Source organism: Paraburkholderia polaris (assembly GCF_012927345.1).
In the GTDB taxonomy this organism is placed as follows: Bacteria; Pseudomonadota; Gammaproteobacteria; order Burkholderiales; family Burkholderiaceae; genus Paraburkholderia; species Paraburkholderia polaris.
In genome coordinates this window covers 88,079-108,700 of record NZ_JABBGJ010000023.1, presented here as the reverse complement: position 1 = coordinate 108,700, position 20,622 = coordinate 88,079, and the positions used below count along the sequence as shown (strand labels likewise).

17 protein-coding genes are annotated in these 20,622 nt (G+C 61.9%); 10 read left to right on the top strand and 7 right to left on the bottom strand.

What is annotated here, in order from left to right; translation table 11 throughout:
• Positions 1–40 precede the first annotated feature (40 nt).
• The 4 genes from HHL24_RS21855 (at position 41) to tkt (ending at position 3,719) form a co-directional block, all read left to right on the top strand.
• Positions 41–286 (top strand): DUF6723 family protein, encoded by a 246-nt coding sequence (locus tag HHL24_RS21855; RefSeq protein ID WP_169487483.1) that lies wholly within the window; start codon positions 41–43, stop codon positions 284–286.
• A gap of 150 nt (positions 287–436) precedes the next feature.
• Positions 437–745, top strand: coding sequence for a hypothetical protein (locus HHL24_RS21850; RefSeq protein WP_169487482.1), 309 nt, complete (start codon positions 437–439; stop codon positions 743–745).
• Between the two features lie 81 nt (positions 746–826).
• Positions 827–1,372: a cupin domain-containing protein gene (locus HHL24_RS21845; RefSeq protein ID WP_169487481.1), complete on the top strand. Its 546-nt coding sequence runs from the start codon at positions 827–829 to the stop codon at positions 1,370–1,372.
• A gap of 262 nt (positions 1,373–1,634) precedes the next feature.
• Complete coding sequence (tkt, locus tag HHL24_RS21840; protein WP_169487480.1) at positions 1,635–3,719, top strand: transketolase; 2,085 nt, start codon at positions 1,635–1,637, stop codon at positions 3,717–3,719.
• A gap of 48 nt (positions 3,720–3,767) precedes the next feature.
• Here the strand turns inward: tkt and zapE are convergent, their stop codons facing one another.
• The 4 genes from zapE to HHL24_RS21820 all read right to left on the bottom strand — a co-directional run bounded on the left by zapE (position 3,768) and on the right by HHL24_RS21820 (position 9,265).
• On the bottom strand, positions 3,768–4,865 hold the full coding sequence (gene zapE / locus HHL24_RS21835) for a cell division protein ZapE (RefSeq protein ID WP_169487479.1): 1,098 nt from the start codon (positions 4,863–4,865) through the stop codon (positions 3,768–3,770).
• 129 nt (positions 4,866–4,994) lie between these two features.
• A complete protein-coding gene (locus HHL24_RS21830; protein ID WP_169487478.1) occupies positions 4,995–7,316 on the bottom strand; it encodes a hybrid sensor histidine kinase/response regulator in 2,322 nt (773 codons plus the stop codon).
• 4 nt (positions 7,317–7,320) lie between these two features.
• Complete coding sequence (locus HHL24_RS21825; RefSeq protein ID WP_169487477.1) at positions 7,321–8,127, bottom strand: alpha/beta fold hydrolase; 807 nt, start codon at positions 8,125–8,127, stop codon at positions 7,321–7,323.
• A gap of 235 nt (positions 8,128–8,362) precedes the next feature.
• On the bottom strand, positions 8,363–9,265 hold the full coding sequence (locus HHL24_RS21820; protein WP_169487476.1) for a YihY/virulence factor BrkB family protein: 903 nt from the start codon (positions 9,263–9,265) through the stop codon (positions 8,363–8,365).
• Between the two features lie 184 nt (positions 9,266–9,449).
• Here HHL24_RS21820 and HHL24_RS21815 point away from each other — a divergent pair, with 184 nt between their 5' ends.
• From HHL24_RS21815 to HHL24_RS21805, 3 genes are all read left to right on the top strand, one after another.
• The gene (locus HHL24_RS21815) at positions 9,450–10,484 is read left to right on the top strand and encodes a ligase-associated DNA damage response exonuclease (RefSeq protein WP_169487475.1); all 1,035 of its coding nucleotides are present in this window, start codon (positions 9,450–9,452) and stop codon (positions 10,482–10,484) included.
• On the top strand, positions 10,481–12,157 hold the full coding sequence (locus HHL24_RS21810; RefSeq protein WP_169487474.1) for an ATP-dependent DNA ligase: 1,677 nt from the start codon (positions 10,481–10,483) through the stop codon (positions 12,155–12,157). The genes HHL24_RS21815 and HHL24_RS21810 overlap by 4 nt, the downstream gene beginning before the upstream one ends.
• 474 nt (positions 12,158–12,631) lie before the next feature.
• Positions 12,632–13,072 carry a response regulator gene (locus HHL24_RS21805; RefSeq protein ID WP_407947519.1) on the top strand — a complete coding sequence of 147 codons (441 nt, stop codon included), beginning with the start codon at positions 12,632–12,634 and terminating at the stop codon, positions 13,070–13,072.
• Between the two features lie 234 nt (positions 13,073–13,306).
• Here HHL24_RS21805 and HHL24_RS21800 read toward each other — a convergent pair whose 3' ends face one another.
• On the bottom strand, positions 13,307–13,711 hold the full coding sequence (locus HHL24_RS21800; protein ID WP_169487473.1) for a PRC-barrel domain-containing protein: 405 nt from the start codon (positions 13,709–13,711) through the stop codon (positions 13,307–13,309).
• 198 nt (positions 13,712–13,909) lie between these two features.
• Here HHL24_RS21800 and glgX point away from each other — a divergent pair, with 198 nt between their 5' ends.
• The 3 genes from glgX to HHL24_RS21785 all read left to right on the top strand — a co-directional run bounded on the left by glgX (position 13,910) and on the right by HHL24_RS21785 (position 18,514).
• The gene (glgX, locus tag HHL24_RS21795; protein ID WP_169487472.1) at positions 13,910–16,126 is read left to right on the top strand and encodes a glycogen debranching protein GlgX; all 2,217 of its coding nucleotides are present in this window, start codon (positions 13,910–13,912) and stop codon (positions 16,124–16,126) included.
• A gap of 141 nt (positions 16,127–16,267) precedes the next feature.
• Positions 16,268–16,459 carry a DUF2934 domain-containing protein gene (locus tag HHL24_RS21790; protein WP_169487471.1) on the top strand — a complete coding sequence of 64 codons (192 nt, stop codon included), beginning with the start codon at positions 16,268–16,270 and terminating at the stop codon, positions 16,457–16,459.
• A 57-nt stretch (positions 16,460–16,516) separates the two neighbouring features.
• The gene (locus tag HHL24_RS21785) at positions 16,517–18,514 is read left to right on the top strand and encodes an AI-2E family transporter (RefSeq protein ID WP_169487470.1); all 1,998 of its coding nucleotides are present in this window, start codon (positions 16,517–16,519) and stop codon (positions 18,512–18,514) included.
• A 111-nt stretch (positions 18,515–18,625) separates the two neighbouring features.
• On the opposite strand, the gene HHL24_RS21780 is transcribed toward HHL24_RS21785, so the two are convergent.
• Complete coding sequence (locus tag HHL24_RS21780) at positions 18,626–18,808, bottom strand: hypothetical protein (RefSeq protein WP_169487469.1); 183 nt, start codon at positions 18,806–18,808, stop codon at positions 18,626–18,628.
• Between the two features lie 121 nt (positions 18,809–18,929).
• Positions 18,930–20,492, bottom strand: coding sequence for an FAD-dependent oxidoreductase (locus tag HHL24_RS21775; RefSeq protein WP_169487468.1), 1,563 nt, complete (start codon positions 20,490–20,492; stop codon positions 18,930–18,932).
• Positions 20,493–20,622: the final 130 nt, after the last annotated feature.

The window sequence follows — 20,622 nt, the reverse complement described above, 5'->3', positions numbered from 1 at the left end:
GAATTGGGGCACTGAAGGTGCAGGGACAAGGGAAATAAACATGGCGCGACATAAGGCCGACGTGGCTGACGATGACTTCGAGATTTACGCCAGCTATCACGGAACAGGCGACGGCCGTTACGTAGGTGGACTGAAGGTCGTCAGAAAAGCTGACAGGCGGATTCTGTTTCCATTCGACGGTGCACCGGAAATCGGCCCCTATGCGACCGCCGACGAGGCACGCCGCGCCGCGATTGATTACGGACGACAGATCGTGGCCGCCGACCGCGCGGCTCCGGAGAAGTAGCACCGGAATTACAAAAATTGATCCAGACCTTCAGCGCTGGCGGTGCAACTGCCATGCCTGCGCGCGGCTGCTGAGCGGATATCCACGCTTTCACGGAGAGGGACCGGTTGTTGCTGCATCCACGGTGAAGCCCACTCCAAGGAGAGCATCATGCAGGAAAACAAACCCACCGAGGGCCCCACCGCAGAACGCGAAGCTCCGGGCAACAAACCCACCGAAGGTCCCAACGCAGAACGCGAAGCTCCGGGCGCGACACCGCGCAGCAAACCGAGCGGAACTCACTACGTCGAGCCCAGCCCGCTCGGCATCGAGCCGGTCGAGCAGACCGAGGTAGCGGCGCAAACCAACCCGCAGCGTTCGAGCGAGCGTCCGAAGCAAACCGCTGAAGTGCCGCTGGGCACCGGTACGCACGCCGAGCCGCCAGGCGGCGGCGGCCGTGAGTCACAAGTGAAGAAGTGACGCAACGCGGGCAGTCGACGCATCACGCGTGATACGGAATTTCGTCATATGTTTGCAAAGTTCGGAAGTACAGGAGCTACCGTGTACAACGATTCGAAGCATGGATTCGACGCGGCTCAGACCGGCTATGAAGTATTCATGCTGGAGCCGCACGACTGGGTGCCGAACAACCGCAAGTTGCCGGTAATCATCTACCACCGGGTGCTCGCGCCGGACAGCGGCGACCTCGCCGCTGCATTCGAGATTCTGTTCGAAGGCAATGAGTGGCCGCCACAATGGCGCGACGGGATTTTCGACTACCACCATTTCCATGCGACCGCGCATGAAGTACTCGGTGTAACCGACGGCTCCGCTGAAGTGATCGTCGGTGGCCCGGGCGGGCGCCTGGTGAAAATATCCGCGGGCGACGCATTACTGCTGCCCGCGGGCACGGGCCATTGCCTGCAAGCGTTCGCGCGCCACTTCCAGGTGGTGGCAGGCTATCCGGCAGGCCAGCAGTGGGACATCCGCCGCGAAGCCCTGACGCCGCAGGAACAGGCGGCGATGGAGGCCTTGCCGTTCCCCGCCATGGATCCCGTCGACGGCAAGCGTGGCCCGCTGATCGAACACTGGCTGCATGCGGCCTGATCGCAACGGAAAGACTTCATTGCTCCAGCTTTTGCACCGCCGCAAAGCCGCAAGCCGTTTGAAAGAACCGAATCCATTCATCGGTACAACGTGGCACCGGATGTAACGCGCCGTGCAGATTTGCGCGCATCGGCGCATCATCGATGAGCCTTGCGTGCCTCATGCGTTCTTTCCACGTTCTTCCACACGAACACGGGTCGCCGGCCACGCCAATCCAGGGCGTCCCGGCGAAGTCCCCAACCGCCGAACAAGGAGTGTCCCCATGCAAAACGATCCCGCCCTCGATCAGCTGTGCATCAACACGATTCGCACGCTATCGATGGACGCTGTGCAAAAGGCCAATTCCGGTCACCCCGGCACACCGATGGCACTGGCCCCAGTCGGCTACCATCTGTGGCAAAACCACCTTCGCTACGATCCGGACGAGCCACTGTGGCCGAACCGCGACCGCTTCGTGCTCTCGGTCGGGCATGCGTCGATGCTGTTGTACTCGCTGCTCCATCTGGCGAACGTGAAGGCCGTGGATGACGAAGGCAAACCGACCGGCTCGCCCGCCGTGTCGCTAGACGACATCGAACATTTTCGTCAGATCGACAGCAAGACCCCGGGGCATCCCGAATACCGCATGACCACCGGTGTGGAGACGACCACCGGGCCGCTCGGCCAGGGGCTGGGCAATAGCGTCGGCATGGCGATGGCGGCGCGCTGGTACGAAAACCACTTCAACAAGCCCGATGCGCCGCTGTTCGATTATCGCGTCTACGCGTTATGCGGCGACGGCGACATGATGGAAGGCATCTCGCACGAAGCGGCCTCGCTCGCGGGGCATCTGAAATTGTCGAATCTGATCTGGATCTACGACAGCAACCGCGTGACGATTGAAGGCCACACCGACCTTGCTTATAGCGACGACGTGGAGACCCGCTTTCGGGGTTACAACTGGCACACGCTGCATGTGAACGACGCAAACGACGCCGCCGCGCTCGAAGCCGCCTTTGTCGAAGCGAAAAGCATCACGGACAGGCCGACGCTGATCGTGGTCCACAGCATCATCGGCTGGGGCGCGCCGCATAAGCAGGACACCTCCGCCGCGCACGGTGAACCGCTCGGTGTCGAAGAAGTGGCGCTAACCAAGAAGTTCTATGGGTGGCCCGAAGACAAGTTCTTCTATGTGCCGGATGGCGTGCATGAACGCTTCCAGCAAGGCATCGGCGCGCGCGGCAAGGCGGCGCGCGAGGAATGGCAGGCGAAGTACGACGCGTATGTCAAGAAATACCCGGAACTGGCGCGCGAATTCGCGCAGATGGAAGCGCATGAATTGCCGGCGGGCTGGGACAGCGACATTCCGACCTTCGATGCCGACCGGAAGGGCATCGCCACGCGTGAATCGTCGGGCAAGGTGCTCAACGCGATTGCCGCGCGCGTGCCGTGGATGATCGGCGGTGCGGCCGATCTCGCGCCGTCCACCAAGACCAATCTGAAATTCGAAGGCGCGGGCAGCTTCGAATACGACAACTACGGCGGGGTCAACCTGCACTTCGGAATTCGTGAACATGGGATGGGCGCCGCCGTCAACGGCCTGGCGTTGTCGAATCTGCGGCCATTCGGTTCGACCTTCCTGATTTTCAGTGACTACATGAAGCCGCCGATCCGCCTCTCGGCGATCATGGAAGTGCCGGCCATCTTCGTGTTCACGCATGATTCGATCGGCGTCGGCGAAGATGGTCCGACTCATCAGCCGATCGAGCAACTGGCGTCGCTGCGCGGCGTGCCGGGTTTGACCGTGCTGCGCCCAGGCGACGCGAACGAAGCCGCCGAGGTCTGGCGTGTGGCGATGTCGCACCCGCGGCGGCCGTCGTGCATTGTCGTGTCGCGCCAGGCGTTGCCGACCCTGGATCGCACGCGCTATGCGTCGGCCAAGGGCGTGCAAAAGGGCGCTTATGTTCTCGCCGATGCGCCAGACGGGCAGAAGCCGGAGGTGATTTTGCTCGCCACGGGCAGCGAACTGTCACTGTGCGTCGACGTCTACGAGAAGCTCAAGAGCGAAGGGATCGCGGCGCGGGTGGTGTCGATGCCGTCGTGGGATCTTTTCGAGCGCCAGGACGAGGCGTATCAGGACTCCGTGCTGCCACCCGACGTGGATGCGCGCGTCGTGGTCGAGCAGGCGGCGTCGTTGGGTTGGGACCGCTATGTCGGACGGCTCGGCGGGCAGGTGGTGATGCATACGTTCGGTGCGTCCGCGCCGCTCGCCGATCTTAAGAAGAAGTTTGGCTTCACGCCGGAGCGTGTGTATGACGCGGCGAAGCAGCAGATTGCGCGGGTGAAGACGAAGCGCAGCCAGGAATAAGGTTTGGCGGTTCGTGGACTGTGAGATTGGCAGAAACACGCGCCGCTATCACGGCTGAGCGACGGTCTGCGCTGCAACTCCGGCAGCGCCTGCCGTACCGTCGAGCGTGCTGAGATAGCCGCGTGATTGCATTTCCGCGAGACGGCTCAGCGTTCTCGACAGGTCGTGTGCGCCTTCGAGTCCGCTGAGCGCCGCTTCGATCGGCTGATCGGACGCGATGAACAGCGCGTGCTTTCGGTCGTAGAAGATATCGACCAGCCATATGAGCCGCTGCAACGTAGGTGATCTCGCGAGCCACTCGGTGTGCACCTTGTCGAGAATCAGACCATGCCATTGTTCCGCGAGATCGAGATAGTCGAGATGCGAACGGCTCGCCACACACAGGCTCTCGAAGTCCGCCCATAGCAAGGCGGCGCCCGCCGCGCGGGCGGCGAGCGGACGGCCGGCTGCGCTGATTGTGGCCGGTTCCAGCGTTTCGCTGCCTTCATAGCGCGCGAAAATTTGCAGCAGCGCGTCGCTGGTCGCCGCATCCAGCGGTGCAAAGAAATGCGGCAACGACGCTTCTTCGCCGTCGAAGCGATAATCACGCGAGCCGTCGAAGTGGATCACGGTGAAGCAACGTTTGATCTGTTCGATCGTCGGCAGGAAACGCTCGTGAAACTCGGGGTCGGACAGCAGGGCGTCCGGCGCGTAGTTCGAGGTCAGCACGATGCGCGTGCCGAGGCCGATCGCGGTATCGAGAAACCGGCCCATCAGGAAGGCATCGGCGATATCGTGCACGTGGAATTCGTCGAAGCACAGTAGATCCACTCCATCGAGCCATTGTCTCGAGACCGAGCCCAGCCGATCGTCGCCGCGTGGTTCACTCACCAGACGCCGGTTCATTTCACGCAGGAACTCGTGAAAGTGCAGGCGCCGCTTCCGGCAGCTTGCCAGTTCAAACGCCGTATCGACCACCAGGCTTTTGCCGCGTCCGGGTAGCCCATAGCAATAGACGCCCTGATGCGCGAGCATGGCGCCGGACTTCGCGCGTCGCCCGTTGGTGCCGAGCAAGGTGACGAGCGCCGCGATTGCATCGCGCTGGCTCGCGTCGGGCACGATGTCGCGCGCCGCCAGAGCGTTGACGATCCGGGCTTCATCAAGCATGGGCCGCAGTCTCCGTCCGTGGCGAGAAACTGTCGTTCAGGACGGCGTTGCGGGCGGAGGCGGTGTCGGTGATCATGGTGAATAGGCAGGCGGTTATCGCGTAATTTTAACGGTAGGCATTCAGCCGTGCTACCGGCTCAACACGCGCTGCAATTCACGCGGATCGACCGGCTTGGTGAAATGATGGTCGAAGCCGGCATCTTCGGCGGCCTGCTTGTCCTGCTGCTGGCCCCAGCCGGTGACGGCGATCAGCAGAATGTCGGTATTGTGATGATCGTGCCGAATGCACCGCGCGACTTCATAGCCGTTCAGCAGGGGCAAGCCGATATCGAGAATCACCGCCTGCGGCGCGAATTCGCCGACCAGTTGGAGCCCGGCGATGCCGTCACCGGCTGTGCGCACCTCGTGGCCTTCGAGCTCGAGCACCATGGCGAGGCTATCGGCGGCATCCGCATTGTCGTCGACGATCACCACGCGTAAGCCCGCGGAGCGTGGCACCTCGGACGGCTCGCTATTCGGCGGCTCCGAGGTCGCTTTCGATAACGGCAGGCGAATCACGAACTCGCTGCCGTTGCCCGGCCCGCCGCTAAATGCGGCGACTGTGCCGCCATGAAGTTCGGCGAGGCCGCGCACCAGCGCAAGACCGATGCCGAGGCCGCCTTGCGAGCGTTCCAGCGCCGGGGCGAGTTGCGAGAACATTTCGAACACGCTGCCCAGATGCTCGCGCGGAATGCCAATGCCGGAATCGCGCACGACGATCACCGCTTCGTCACCTTCGCGCTCCGCGGCGAGCGAGATGCTGCCGCCTGGCGGCGTGTACTTGGCGGCGTTGTTCAGCAGGTTCAGGATCATCTGCGACAGGCGCGTGGGATCGGCGTCGAGGTAGAGCGCCTCGCGCGGCAAGGTCACGCTCAGATGATGCGCCGACGCCTGCACCGTGGGCCGTGCCGCTTCCATGGCGGCCTGCATCGCGCGCGCGAGTTCGAGCCGCTGCTTGCGCAATTCGAGCTTGCCCTGCGTGATGCGCGACACTTCCAGCAGGTCGTCGACCAGGTGCGTCATATGTTGCAATTGCCGGTCGAACACGTCGCGTGACCAACTCAGTTGCGGGTCGGCGAATTCCTTCAGACGCAGGATTTCGAGCACATTGCGCATCGGCGCGAGTGGATTGCGCAGTTCATGCGCGAGCGTGGCGAGGAATTCATCCTTGCGGCGATCGGCCTTCGAGAGTTCCAGGTTCAGGCGTTGCAACTGATGCTCGGCGCGCCTGCGCTCGGTGATGTCGCGACTCACGCTGACCGCGCCGTAGACGTCGCCGCGTGCGTTCGCCAACGGTTTGACGACCGTTTCGCACACGCCGCGCGAGCCGTCGCGCCGCACGAAGGTCAGTTCGCTGCGCCACGTGCCGTCTGCAGCGAGGCCGGCGAACGCTTCTCGCCGGATGCGCAGCGCATCTTCCGGCGGATGGAACATCGAGATCGGCTTGCCGAGAATCTCGCGCATGCGATAACCCAGCATGCGTTCGCCGCCGACGTTGAAATCGGTGATGTTACCCCTGAGGTCGGTGATGACGATCGCGTCGCTCAGATGCTCGAAAATCGCCGCCTGGCGCAGCAGCACGGTCTGTGCTTCCTTGCGCTCGGTAACGTCGATACCGAGACCGTAGATCATCAGCGGCTCGCCCTGGTGGTCGTAAGCGGCGCGGCCTCGACCTTCCATCCAGCACCAGTCGCCGCTTGCATGCAGGAAGCGGAATTCGGCGACGTAGTCGTCGCCGCTTTTCACCGCATGGTCGACTGCCTCGTTGAGCGCAATCAGGTCACCGGGATGAATCAGTTCGAAAAAGCCGTCCGGTGTTTTCGCAAAGCGTCCCTCCGCATAACCCGCGAGCGCTTCCAGTTCGCGACTCCACCAGAACTTGCCCGACTTCGGCTCATGCGACCACGCACCCATGCGCGCGCCGCGCATGGCGAGGCTCAACACGTCACGGCTTTCCTGCAACTCTTTCTGCGCGAGTTGATGCGCGGCGACAGATGCTTCCGCATTGCGGCGCGCGAGCAGCAATTCCTGCTCGTACTTGTGGCGATCCGCGACGATCAGCACGGCCACTTCGAGGTAGCTGACTTCGCCATGACGACGGCGTACGGCGTTGAGCAGCATCGGCACCAGGTGGCCGTCGCGATGCATCATGTTCAGCTTGACCTCGGCCACCGAGCCTTGCATTTGCAGAAGCGGCGCCCAGTGCGTCTGGTAGAACACCTTGCCGCCGGCGGTCAGAAGGTCCTGAATGCGCTTCGCTGTGGCGAGTTCAACCGAGCTATAGCCGAGCCAGCCGCAGAAGGTCGCGTTCACGCGCAGGATCCGGCCGTCGGCGTCGGTCACGAGCAGGCCGCAGGCGGCGTGCTCGAACAGCATATCGGCTGACGGCAGCTGACTGTCCGTGCTTTGCATTGTCTTACAGGCTCATCGGCTCGAGGAAGGCGCGCATGGCCGCGGCGCTCGCGCCGGGGGCACTCAGATGCGGACAATGGCCGACGTTCTCGATGATGTGCAGCGTGCTGGCGGGCATCATTCTTTGCATGTATTCGCCAACCGCGAGCGGCGCGATGATGTCGTCGCTACATTGCAGGATCAGCGCAGGCGTGACGATGCGCGGCAGTATCGCGCGGTGATCGGAGAGAAACGTGACACGGGCGAAGTGCCTCGCGATCTCAGGATCGGTGCGACAGAAGCTGTTGGTCAGTTCGACGCCGAGTTCAGGCTGCCCTGGCGCGCCCATGATGGCCGGCGCCATCGTGCTCGACCAGCCGAGGTAATTGCTTTCGAGCGTGCGCAACAGGTCTTCGATATCCTCGCGCGAAAAGCCGCCGACATAGTCGCCGTCATTCACATAGCATGGCGACGGCCCCACCATGATCTGCGCGGCAAAGAGGTCCGGCGCTTCGAGACCGGCGATCAAGCCGATCATTGCGCTTACGGAATGGCCGACGAACACCACCGGCCCATCGGCGGCGACATCATTGACGATCTCGATCAGGTCGGCCGCATAGCCGTCCAGCGAGCCGTACTTGTCGAAGTCATAGGCGGACAGATCAGAGGAGCCGCTGCCCACGAGGTCGAACAGCACGGTTCTGTATTCGGCATGGAACGACGGCGCGAGGTAGCGCCACATGCTCTGATCGCAGCCGAAGCCGTGCGCCAACACCATGGTCCGTTTGCCGGCACCGGAAATATTCACGTTATTGCGCTTGCTGATGCTCATTGTCGAGTCCTGAGGCGTGCAGGGGTTGAAGCGGCGAATACGCTGTGCCCTGCGTCTATGGGAATGTTACCGCAGTCTTGCCACTAGGCCGAGGCGCCGCGTGGCTGACCGCCCGCACCGCAGGGAGCGCGCATCATTCCCTGATTGTCCAGCACCGTGCAGGTCCAGCGAGGATCGGCACAGCGTTGCCAGCACCTCAAGGCGGTGATCAGTTTGGTCATGTTGTTCAACTACGTCACGCCGTTTTGATTTCCTGCGGCGCTGCCTTGGCCGGTTCAAGTCCGAATCGTTCGTATTGCGAAATCACCTGAGCGCCGAACAGGAGCAGGGTGGCAAGCCACTCCAGGCTGAACAGGATCACGATCGCCATCGTTAGCGATCCGTAGACCACGCTCACCTGAGACAGCGTTGCAAAATACCAGACCAGCACGTGCCGCGTGATCTCCCACAATACGGCGGCCACAATCCCGCCGAATAGCGCGTGTCTGAGCGACGGGCGCCCAACCGGCATGACCATATAGATCGACGTCAAGACAAAAATCTCGCCCGCCAGACCGAGCAGATACAACACGACGCGCGACAATCCCTGCAATGAAACATGCAGGCCGAATAGTTTGACACCCTCGGCCCCGACGGCTTCCAGCCCGCTCGATACAAACGTCACGATCAATAACCCAATGCCGAGAAAGAGAATGTAGCAATAGGGCAACAGCGCTGACAGCAAAAAGTGCCGTCGCCGCGCCACCACCCGATGCACGAAAATCAATGACATCGCGTTCTCGAGCACCGTGAATGCGAGCGAGCTGAAAAAGATCATCGTCAGCAATAGCACCCAGCCGATCACCGCGCGATGCGCCAGAAAATTGGCCAGCTCATGTACCAGCGCGGTGGCTTGCCCCGGCACCAGCCACTGCAGCAGATGAGCCAGCGCCGTCAGCAGAACGTGCTGCGGCACGAGCCGTGACAACACGATCACGATCAGAATCATCAGCGGCACAATCGACAATAACGCGTAATACGCGACCGCCCCCGCCAGCAGCAAACCCTGGTTCGCGCGGAAAGCTTTCAACGTCTGCAGGATAAACGTGCCGGGATGTTTGACGACATACAGCGCGTGCTCATCGATGATGGTTGACATGGCTCCTCACGTTGCGCGTCACCGGTCTGCCGGGAAAGCAATCCGTTTCAGCGCTTACCCTACTTACCTTATATGGTGAGCAAGAATGCGGCCAGCCGCCCGCGAGGGACGTGGAATGCATGGGCCGTCGTAGCGGGAACGCAGTTTGCTTTGCCTGGACAGCACGATGGCGTATGAAATCACAATGACCAACGCGTCCAATCAAGCCGAACTCGCTGACCTCGTGGTCGCGCGCCCGGAGGGTTTGTATTGCCCGCCAGGCGACTTCTACATCGACCCATGGCAACCGGTTGAGCGGGCCGTGATCACGCACGCGCATTCCGACCACGCCCGCTTCGGGCATCGGCACTATCTCGCGTCGAAGGCGGGCGCGAACGTGCTGCTCTCGCGACTTGCCGGCATCACGCTGCAAACCCTCGCGTACGGCGAGCGGCTCGATATTGGCGGCACGACGGTTTCGCTGCATCCCGCTGGGCACGTGCTGGGTTCTGCGCAACTCAGGATCGAGCATAAGGGCCGCGTATGGGTCGCCTCCGGCGATTACAAGCTCGACCCCGACCCAACCTGCGAAGCGTTCGAGCCGGTGCGCTGCGACACCTTCATTACCGAATCGACCTTCGGTTTGCCGATCTATCGGTGGGATGCGCCGCAAACGGTATTCGACGGTGTCGATTCATGGTGGCGTCATAATGCGGCAGAAGGGCGCGCGTCGGTGCTGTTCTGCTATTCGTTCGGTAAGGCGCAACGCGTGCTGGCCAGTGTTGATGCCGGGATCGGGCCAATCTTCTGCCATGGCGCGGTCGAGCCGCTCAATCGTGCCTATCGGGATGCCGGCGTGCGCTTGCCGCCGGTGCGCCCCGTCAGTGAAATACCGGCGAAAGATAAAGCGGTTTTCAGGCACGCGTTGATCGTGGCACCTCCGTCTGCACAAGGCAGCGCCTGGCTGAAACGTTTTGGCGACTATAGCGACGCGTTTGCTTCGGGATGGATGCGTCTGCGCGGCGCGCGGCGCAGGCGCGGCGTGGATCGCGGCTTCGTGCTGTCGGATCACGCGGATTGGCCCAGCCTGCAAACCGCGATTCAGGCGACAGGCGCTGAACGCGTCATCGTTACGCACGGTTCGGTCGAGCCGATGGTGCGCTGGCTGCGCGAGCAAGGCCTCGAGGCGGGCGCGTTTGAAACGCAATACGGCGACGACAACGCAGCGGGCGACCCATGAAACGCTTTGCCGCCCTCTATACCGCGCTCGATGCGACGACCTCCACGCATGACAAACTCGAGGCGCTCACCAGCTATTTCGCCGCGGCTGCGCCTGAGGACGCCGCGTGGGCGTCGTACTTTCTCGCCGGTGGCAAGCCTCGTCAATCGGTGCCGACGCGCCTCCTGAGCGAAATCGCCCGTGAACGCGCCGGCCTGCCTGAGTGGTTATTCGAGGAGTCGTATCACGCGGTCGGGGATCTGGCCGAGACCATCGCACATATCCTGCCGCCCGCGCAACGCAGCACCGAACTCGGCCTCACGCAGTGGATCGAGCAACGCGTGCTGACGCTGCGCGGTGTGGCGCCGGAAGAATTACGCGTGCGTTTGCTCAGCTATTGGGACGAACTCGACTGGGGCGGCCGCTTTCTGCTGACCAAACTGATTGGCGGCGGTTTCCGGGTTGGCGTCGCGCGGCAACTGGTAGTGCGGGCATTGGCGTCAGTGGCGGGTGTCGATCATAAGCGGATCGCGCAGCGCATGGTCGGCTGGACCGACTCGCAACAGAAACCGGATGCGGCACGGTACCTGCGGTTGATTGCGCCGGAGCCAAACGGTGACGACGCGCCATCCGCCCAGCAAACGCATGACAGCGATCTCGGCTTGCCTTATCCGTTCTTTCTCGCGCATCCCTTGCAGGCCGATCCGGCAACGCTCGGCGAGCCGTCGAATTGGCAGATCGAATGGAAGTGGGACGGCATTCGCGCGCAATTGGTGAAGCGCGGCGGACGTGTGTGGCTATGGTCGCGCGGCGAGGATCTGATTACGGAGCGGTTCCCCGAGGTTGCGGCGCTCGGTGAAGCATTGCCCGACGGCTTCGTGATCGATGGTGAAATTCTCGCGTGGGAGCCGGGCGCCCCCGCACCGTTGCCATTCGCGCGGCTGCAACCACGGATCGCCCGCAAAACCTTGACCAAAAAAATTCTCGCTGATTCGCCCGCCACGCTGCTCGCCTACGACCTGCTCGAAGCGCACGGCAAGGATCTGCGCATGACCCCACTGGCAGAGCGGCGTGCGCAACTCGACGCGCTGGCCGAATCGGTCGACGGGACGCTTGCACGCGATCTCTTACGCGTGTCGCCGGTGATCTCCGCGCCGGATTGGGAGACGCTTGCGAGACTGCGTGAAGAGAGCCGGGCACGCGGCGTGGAAGGTCTGATGGTGAAAGAGCGTGAGTCGATGTACGGGGTGGGCCGCACCAAAGCTGCCGGCACATGGTGGAAGTGGAAGATCGATCCGTATGCGGTGGATGCCGTGCTGGTCTATGCCCAACGCGGCCACGGGCGGCGTGCGAGTCTGTACACCGACTTCACCTTCGCCGTCTGGGACGAGGCCAACGGCGTGCGTACGCTCGTACCGTTCGCTAAGGCCTACTCCGGACTTACCGATGAAGAAATGCGCCAGGTGGATGCAATCGTGCGCAAGACCACGATCGAGAAGTTCGGACCCGTGCGCAGCGTCACGCCGACGCTGGTATTCGAAATTGGCTTCGAGGGGATTCAGGCGAGTCCGCGTCATAAGTCCGGTGTCGCCGTGCGGTTTCCGCGCATGCTGCGCTGGCGCACCGATAAACATATCGATGACGCCGACACGCTCGCTATGTTGAAGGGCTTCATCGACGACCGTGCGGGATAACCCGCAGACAGAATTCCATCACACGATGCCGCGTTTTCGAAAAATTTCACATTTTCCTTGAACCGAAGGCTGCGTGTTTTCCCCAACTCGCTGACTATATTCGCTCGTATATAGCGGGCCGATGATGCCGAAGTGAGTAGGAACCTATGCGCAATGCACGCGGCAAGGGCGGCATGCACGACGGAAGTGCGTTTTATCCATACTTCAACGCAACATCCCGTGCTTGCGCACGAGGTATTGGAATGAGTCAAGAGAGCATAAATCAGGAAGCGGCAGGCCACGCAGTGAGTTATGGTGATGAGGTGACGCGTGTGGCGGCGCATCCGGAGCGGCGTGGCAAAAACCGAAGCGAATGGGCAGCGAGCATTCAGCGTTCGCTGCAAAGCGGGAGCGAATCTTGCGCGCATGTTCCTCGGTGCCCGCACGCGGCACCAAGAAGAAGCCAAGGAGAATAGGGTGACGTTCGACGACAGAATGGACGAGAACGACGACGTCGTAGTCTGGCGGACTATCCAGTACGCGATGGCATCAAACCGTCGCGTGCTTGTGGTCGACGATTACCTGGAAGCGGCGGAAGCTTTGCAAATGCTCCTGAATGCTGACGGTTTCGAGTGCCGCGCGCTGGAAGACCCGTTCGCCGTCTGCGAGATGGCCTGCGAGTGGCAGCCGTTCGCCGTTGTGCTCGACATCAAGATGCCCGGCCTCGACGGCCTTGAGCTGGCTCGCCGCCTGCGGGCCGACCCGTTAACTTCAGACATGCTGCTGGTGGCCTGTACCGCTTTTGCTTCGCGCGAAGACCGGGCGCGTGCCAAGGCGGCCGGGTTCGACGCGCATTGCGCCAAACCCCTGACGCCGGAGCGGCTCTTGCGCTTGCTCGAATCGGCCGCCGCGCTGCATGCTATCGGGCCGCCGTAAAAACAACGTAACAGTTGAAAAGATTGAAGTGTTTGAGGAAAACCGCTTATTCCGGGGCGACGATTTCAGTTACCGGCAGCGCGCCAATTATTTAGGGTTATTGAATAGTTTTCGCTGACCGGCAACGCCGCATTTCGAACACGGCCAGTTCGACAATGCGCTCGGGCGAGTCGCTCGGGCTAGTAGATTAACCACGACCCGTCCGAGTATCACGTCCCCGCAACGGCAGGCGCTTTAGTCCGGCGCGTACTTGAATTCGGGCAGGGCTTCCAGCGACTTTTTGGTTGCGTCGGGCAAGACGATGCGGCGGTTGTTAATCTGCAAGTCGGTGAATGGCACAGCCACAAGATGTTTGCCCATGCCAAGGAAACCGCCAACCGACAGAATCGCGTACGTGCTACGGTCAGCGCTCGGCGAGACGATCAAATCGTCCAGTGTGCCGATCGTGTCCTTGTTATTGTTGTAGACGTCTGCGCCGCTCAGCTTCGACGCTCGATAGCCGCTTGCCAGTTGCACGACGTCCGTGCGTTTCTCCGTGATTGCCTGAGGGGCGCCTTGGGCGTAGGTCGTGTTGCAGGCCGCTAGTGTGCCGAGGAGTAGCGCTGCAACAACGAGCGGCTTGGTTGATATGGTTCGCATGGTGACTGTTCTCCCTGCTGTCTGTTTTGGGCACGTATGGCGAGGGGCCATAAGTAGTCTTCCACCTTGCCAGCTGCAAGAGTTGTGCCTTGGCACCGCCGTGCCCCACGCGCAACGTTCGGGTCCGGAATTTGCTGCTCCAGCGCGCTTGCACCCTAAAACACGCGCGCCTGCGCCTCAGCTTCCACAGGAATCCCTATGCCATCCCAGGCCAACTACTCGACGCGCATCGCGGAAGGCACACCATTCCCGCTTGGTGCGACGTGGAACGGCAGCGGTGTCAACTTCGCGCTGTTCTCAGCGCATGCAACCAGGGTCGAACTCTGCCTGTTCGATGAAACCGGCGAAACGGAAATCGAGCGGATCGAACTGCCGGAGTACACCGACGAAGTCTGGCACGTGTTCGTGCCGAATCTCAAACCCGGGGCGGTCTACGGCTATCGAGTCCACGGTCCCTATGAACCCGAAAAAGGACATCGCTTCAATCCGAACAAACTCCTGCTCGATCCCTACGCCAAAGCTCATATCGGCGAGCTCAAATGGGTGCCCGAAATCTTCGGCTATACGCTCGATTCGGAAGAAGGCGACCTGTCGTTCGACGAACGCGACAGCGCCCCCTTCGTGCCGAAGTGCAAGGTGGTCGACGCCAACTTTTCGTGGAGTCATCCGGAACGCAATGCGCTGCCCTGGGAGCGGGTGATCTTCTATGAGACCCATGTGCGCGGTTTTACCAAACGTCATCCCGACGTACCGGAAAATTTGCGCGGAACCTTCGCAGGACTCGGCCAGCAGGTTGTGCTGGATTACATCAAGGGTCTCGGTGTTACGTCGGTCGAATTGATGCCGATTCAAACCTTCGTCAACGACAGCCATCTGCTCGACAAAGGTCTCACCAACTACTGGGGCTACAACACGATCGGCTTCTTCGCGGCCGATCCGCGCTTCTTCGCATCGTCGATCGACTCGGTGGGTGAATTCAAGGAAATGGTGGACCGTTTTCATAATGCCAACCTCGAGGTCATTCTCGACGTGGTCTACAACCACACTGCGGAAGGCAACGAGCGCGGTCCGACGATTTCCTTTAAAGGTATCGACAACGCGTCCTACTATCGCCTGATGCCGGACGAACCGCGCTATTACATTAACGATACCGGCACTGGCAATACGCTCAATCTGTCCCATCCACGCGTGCTGCAAATGGTCACTGACAGCTTGCGCTACTGGGTGACGGAGATGAAGGTCGATGGTTTCCGTTTCGACCTCGCCACGATTCTCGGCCGCGAACCGCACGGTTTCGACGAAGGCGGCGGGTTCCTCGACAGTTGCCGGCAGGATCCGGTGCTCTCGAGCGTGCGGCTGGTTGCCGAACCGTGGGACTGCGGCCCGGGCGGCTATCAGGTGGGCGGATTTCCGCCCGGCTGGGCAGAATGGAATGATCGCTTTCGCGATACCGTACGCGGCTACTGGAAGGGCGACGAAGGCGAGGTCCCTGATCTCGCCAAACGCCTGACCGGTTCGGGCGACAGGTTCAACCATCGCGGGCGCCGGCCGTGGGCCAGTGTGAACTTCGTCGCCGCGCACGACGGCTTCACGCTCAACGATCTGGTCTCTTACAACGACAAGCACAACGAAGCCAACGGCGAAGACAACAAGGACGGTCATTCCGACAACAAGTCATGGAACATGGGCGCCGAAGGCCCAACCGATGACGCGGAAATCCGGCAGCAACGCGAGCGCCAGAAGCGCAATCTGTTGGCTACCCTGCTGCTGTCGCAAGGCACGCCGATGATCCTCGCGGGCGACGAATTCGGTCGTACGCAGAAGGGCAATAACAACGCGTATTGCCAGGACAACGAGATCAGCTGGGTCGATTGGGAAGCCATCGACAACGACGGCCGCGCGCTGACCGAGTTCGTCAAGAATCTGACGACGCTGCGCCATCGCCTCCCGGTACTGCGTCGTGGACGCTTTCTCAGCGGCGAATTCAATGAGGCGCTCGAAGTGACCGACGCGCGCTGGCTTTCTCCAGACGGTACCGATCTTTCGCAGGAACAGTGGGACGATCCTTCGATGCGCTGCTTCGGGCTTGTGATCGACGGACGCGCTCAGGCGAGCGGCATTCGGCGTCCGGCCTCTGATGCGACTTTGCTGCTGGTGCTGAATGCCCATCACGACGTGGTCAATTTCACCCTGCCGGAAATTCCCGACGGCGATCAGTGGACTTGTCTGCTGGATACGAACATGCCGGTGCGCGCCGAATTGCCTCAATTCAACGCCGGCGACTCGTATCAGGTCACCGGCCGTTCATTGCTGCTGTTCGCGCTCGACGCACCGAGCCGCGCGACGCAACGCGTTTTTGATCGTCTGGAAGAACAACTTACCACTGACGAAGGCGAACACCCCGAGGCAACGTGACGAGGTTAGGGCCTGGCGCGAGCGCTAGCCGCCAGGTATAGCGCTTGCTCGATTTCGGATAGCCACCGTTTGCCGCATCCCGCGACAAACGCGTAAGGCCGCCGGTGTCGCTCGCTGCCCGGTCCAACTGAGGGTGCTCAAATGGAACAGGAACAAACATCTCAAGAATCTTCTCAAGAAGAACAGATTCGCACACGCGCTTACTACCTCTGGCAGCAGGCCGGGGATCCGAAGGGGACGCCTGACGAGTATTGGGAACAGGCGCGCGACGAAATCGAGAAGGAAGCGCCGCCGATAGAAAGTGGGCCCGTTGCGGACGCACCGAAAAAGTAAAGGTGCGAGGGTGCGCGGGCCGTCGCAGCAGTAAAAGCAGAGGCAGCAACGAATCAGATGAAGGAATTCCCCGACCCACGTGGCGCGCGGCCAGCCGCCCGCATTCATGCGCCGCCTGCCGCATTGGGCATCGACGGCCTGGTCGCGCTTGCGGTCGGGGTAACCGTGATTGCCTGCCTGTACTTTGCGCGCGCGGTATTGATTCCGATCACGCTCGCGATTCTGCTCAGTTTCCTGGTCGCGCCGCTTGCCAATTTGCTTGGACGACTCAAGCTCGGACATGTGGCGTCCGTTTTTGCTGCGGTGGTGATTTCGGTGTCGGTGATCGTGATGCTCGGCGCGGCGATCGCCACGCAGTTGACCGACCTTGCCGCCGGCATGCCGCGCTATCAGGCGACCATTGAGCACAAGGTGGATGCCGCGCACAGCCTGACCATCGGCAAGCTGAACCGGCTCGCGGGTGCCGCCGGCCAGGCGTTGCAACGGGCGACTGTCGAGCCGCCGCAACCTCAGGCGCAACGAGATGCGACATCGGCTTCGAGCGTCCATCCGCCTGCCGCCGTGCCCGTCGAAGTGCGCGAACCGGTGCCGACGCCGTTCGAACTCGCGCGGCGTGTGCTGTCGCCGGCGATCAGTCCGTTGGAGACGGCGTTTATCGTGTTCGTCGTGATGGTGGTGATCCTGCTGCAACGCGACGATCTGCGCGACCGCGCGATCCGCCTGTTCGGCTCACGCGATCTGCACCGCACGACCACCGTGATGGACGAGGCCGCACGACGCTTGAGCCGGTACTTCGTTTCACAGCTCGGCGTGAATGCGGGCGTCGGCGTGGTGATCGGCGCGGGGCTGTTCTTCATCGGCGTGCCGAGCCCGATTTTGTGGGGCATTCTCGCCGCGTTGCTGCGGCTCGTGCCGTACGTCGGCATCTGGATATCCGCAACGCTTGCCACTGCGCTCGCCGCAGCGGTGAGTCCCGGATGGACGATGGCGATCTGGTCGCTCGCGTTGTTCGGCACGGTCGAAATGCTGGTGGGACAAGTGGTGGAGCCGCTGCTGTACGGACGCAGCACTGGGCTCTCGCCATTTTCGGTGGTGGTCGCGGCGATTTTCTGGAGCTGGATCTGGGGGCCGATAGGTCTGATTCTGTCGACGCCGTTGACTTTATGTCTGCTGGTGCTCGGACGGCACGTGAGACGTCTGGAGTTTCTCGATGTGCTGCTGGGCGACCAGCCGGCGCTCACGCCGATAGAGAATTTTTACCAGCGCGCGCTTGCCGGCGATCCCGACGAGGCGTTGGAGCAAGCCGAGGTTTTATTGCGCGAGCGTTCGTTGTGCGCGTATTACGACGAGGTGGCGATCAAGGGCTTGCAGCTCGCCGCCAACGATATGATGCGCGGCAGCGTGACGGCGGCGCAATTTGCGCGGATCGAGTCGACCACCAACGATCTGGTCGATGGCCTGGATGGCTATGAGGACCGCGAACCGGCGCCGCAAATGGCGGAAGAAAACTGGAGCGCAACGGGGCCGGTGGCGGGATCTCCTGCCGACGAAGGGAACGAGCCGGCGGCTGAGTTGACTGTGACTTCGAATGTCCGGCTAGCTGAGGCGAGAAACTGGGATACCGGCGCTTCGGGCAAACGCGTGTTGTGTATTCCCGGGCGGGGGCCGCTCGATGCGCTCGCGACCACGATCCTGTTGCAATTGCTCGGCAAGCACGGATTTGCGGCGCGCGGTTTGCCGCATGAGGCAGCATCACGGGCCTCGATCGATAGTCTCGATGCTGACGATGTGGGTATCGTGTGTATTTTCTATTTGCAAATCGAGGGGATTCCTTCACACCTTCGGTATATGGTCAGGCGCATTCGTGCGAGGTTGCCCGAGGCGTCTATTGTTGTCGGATTATGGGCGGCTGCGGATACCGAGAAGTGGAGCGATGACCTGCAGACCGCGATGGGGGCCGAGTGTTATGCCACCTCGTTGCGGGAAATGGTGGGCGCGTGCCGGCGGATCGACGGCGCCAGAGTGGAGCAGGCCCTGGATGTCGTGAATGGGTGAAGTGGTTTTGAGTTGACACAGCATCCCGCATGCCTTGGGCGTGATGTGTCGATAAAGAAAATCGCCCGGCGCAAACAACGCCGGGCGATTTTTTCAAACGTGGAGGGAGAATTAACTGTTTGCCGGTTTTCCGGTCGATGATTCCTCTTTCAACGCACCGTGTGTATCAGGAACGATCTTCGTCGTGCCGCCGGTGGACGGCGGATCGCTCGCGGGGAAGCTGTCTTCGACCTCCTTGTCGATCTGCTTCTCAGTCTTGTCCGCGTGCGGATGTTTTTCTTTGAGGTCTGTCATGGCAACTTCTCCTTCAATTGAGCGCGGATAACCGCGCAGGCCGACTCGGGTGTGTCCCACATGGCGAATATCGTTGCGTGCTGCTGGCTCGCTCGTTGTTGCGAACGCCGCGCCAAGCGAACTAATCGCCCTTGACGATACCCTCCGCTTGCGCCAGGGACAAACCGCGCCCCATGGCGTCGATTAAACGCGCGGTCTGCGCTTCGCGTTCGCAGGCGAGCACGGCGACCACCTTGTTGTCCTTCACATACAGCGCGACGAATTCCTGCCGATCGAGATTGCCGTCGATCACAATGTCGTCCCACTCGCTCGCATGGCCGAGATATTCGAAGCGCTTGCCGAAGTGATAAGTCCAGAAATACGGCACCCCGGCGTAGCGATGGCGCGCGCCGCTCATGTTTTCGGCGGCGATGCGCGCATGTTGCTGCGCGACGCGCCAATGCTCGATGCGCACGGGTTCCTGATCTTCGTGCAGCGGAAAGGCGGCGATATCGCCGGCTGCGTAAAGTCCTGGCGCGGCCTGCATGCCCGCGTTGACAATCACGCCGCCATCTTTTTGCAGCGGCAATCCTTCGACGAAACCGGTAGCCGGTGCAACGCCCGTGCCCAGCAGCACGAGATCGGCGGCGACATGCTCGCCACTTTCGAGCATCACTTCATGCACGTTGCCTTCCTCGCCTTCAAGTGAGGCGACTTTTGCTTCGAGGTGGAACACCACGCCGTTGCGCTCGTGCAGCTCGCGAAACATGGTGCCCGCGCGCTCGCCGAACTGTTTGGCGAACGGTATTTTTTCCGGCGAAATGACGCTCACTTGCGTGCCGCGCTTGCGCAGCGACGAAGCCGTTTCCAGGCCGATGAAACTGCTGCCGAGAATAGCGACCTGCGCGTTCTGCGCCTCCTCGCCGATTGCATCGACGAGCGCGGCGGCGTCGTCGAGATTACGCAGCACGACCACACCGCCGAGGTCGTGGCCGGGAATGGACGGAATCTTCGGCACGCTGCCGGTGGCGAGCAGCGCGGTGTCGTACACCAGTTCGCCGCCGGTTTCGAAATGGATCGTGCGCCTAGGCACATCGAGCCGCGCGACCTTTGCGACGATACGTTCCACGTCGTGCCGGTCGAGCCAATCTGGTGCAAGGAGGGGCGGCACATCATCTGCCGCCATCTCGCCGGAAGGCACAAATTTGCTGAGCGCGGTGCGATCGTAGGGCGCGTGCGGCTCCTCTCCGACCAGCGTGATAGGACCAGCAAAGCCGCATTCACGCAACGCCGCGCAAGCCGCAGCACCCGCTGCACCCGCGCCGATCACCACGTAATGCGGGTTTCGAACGGATGCGTTGGGCACGGGCTGCGGCACGGGCTGCGGCATTTTCTCCGGCGTAACCATCACGTCGTCGCCGTTTATCACCACCGGATAACGGTCGAGCGCGACCAGCGCGGGCGGTTCGAACACATTGCCGGTGGCGACGTCGAACGTAGCTTTGTGCCATGGACAGATGATGCGGCCATTGCACAGCGCGCCCTTTTCCAGCGGACCGCCGGCATGCGGACAATCCGCGGCATAGGCGCGCACCGTGTCGCCGTCGCGCACCAGCAGAATGTTTTCGTCATCCACCACGATGCGTTCCGCGCAGTCCGCTCGCAGTTGCGATAACTGGGCGACGCGTCGGGCGGGTGTTGGCATGGTCGGTTCCTCGCGGAAAGTCAGTGGGTTGACGTCATTGCGGCAGCGACAGCGTATCGACGGAGGTCCGCCGCGCATGAAAGAACGCGGCATTCGCGGCGCACCGCGGCGCACGGCATTCGCAGCGCAC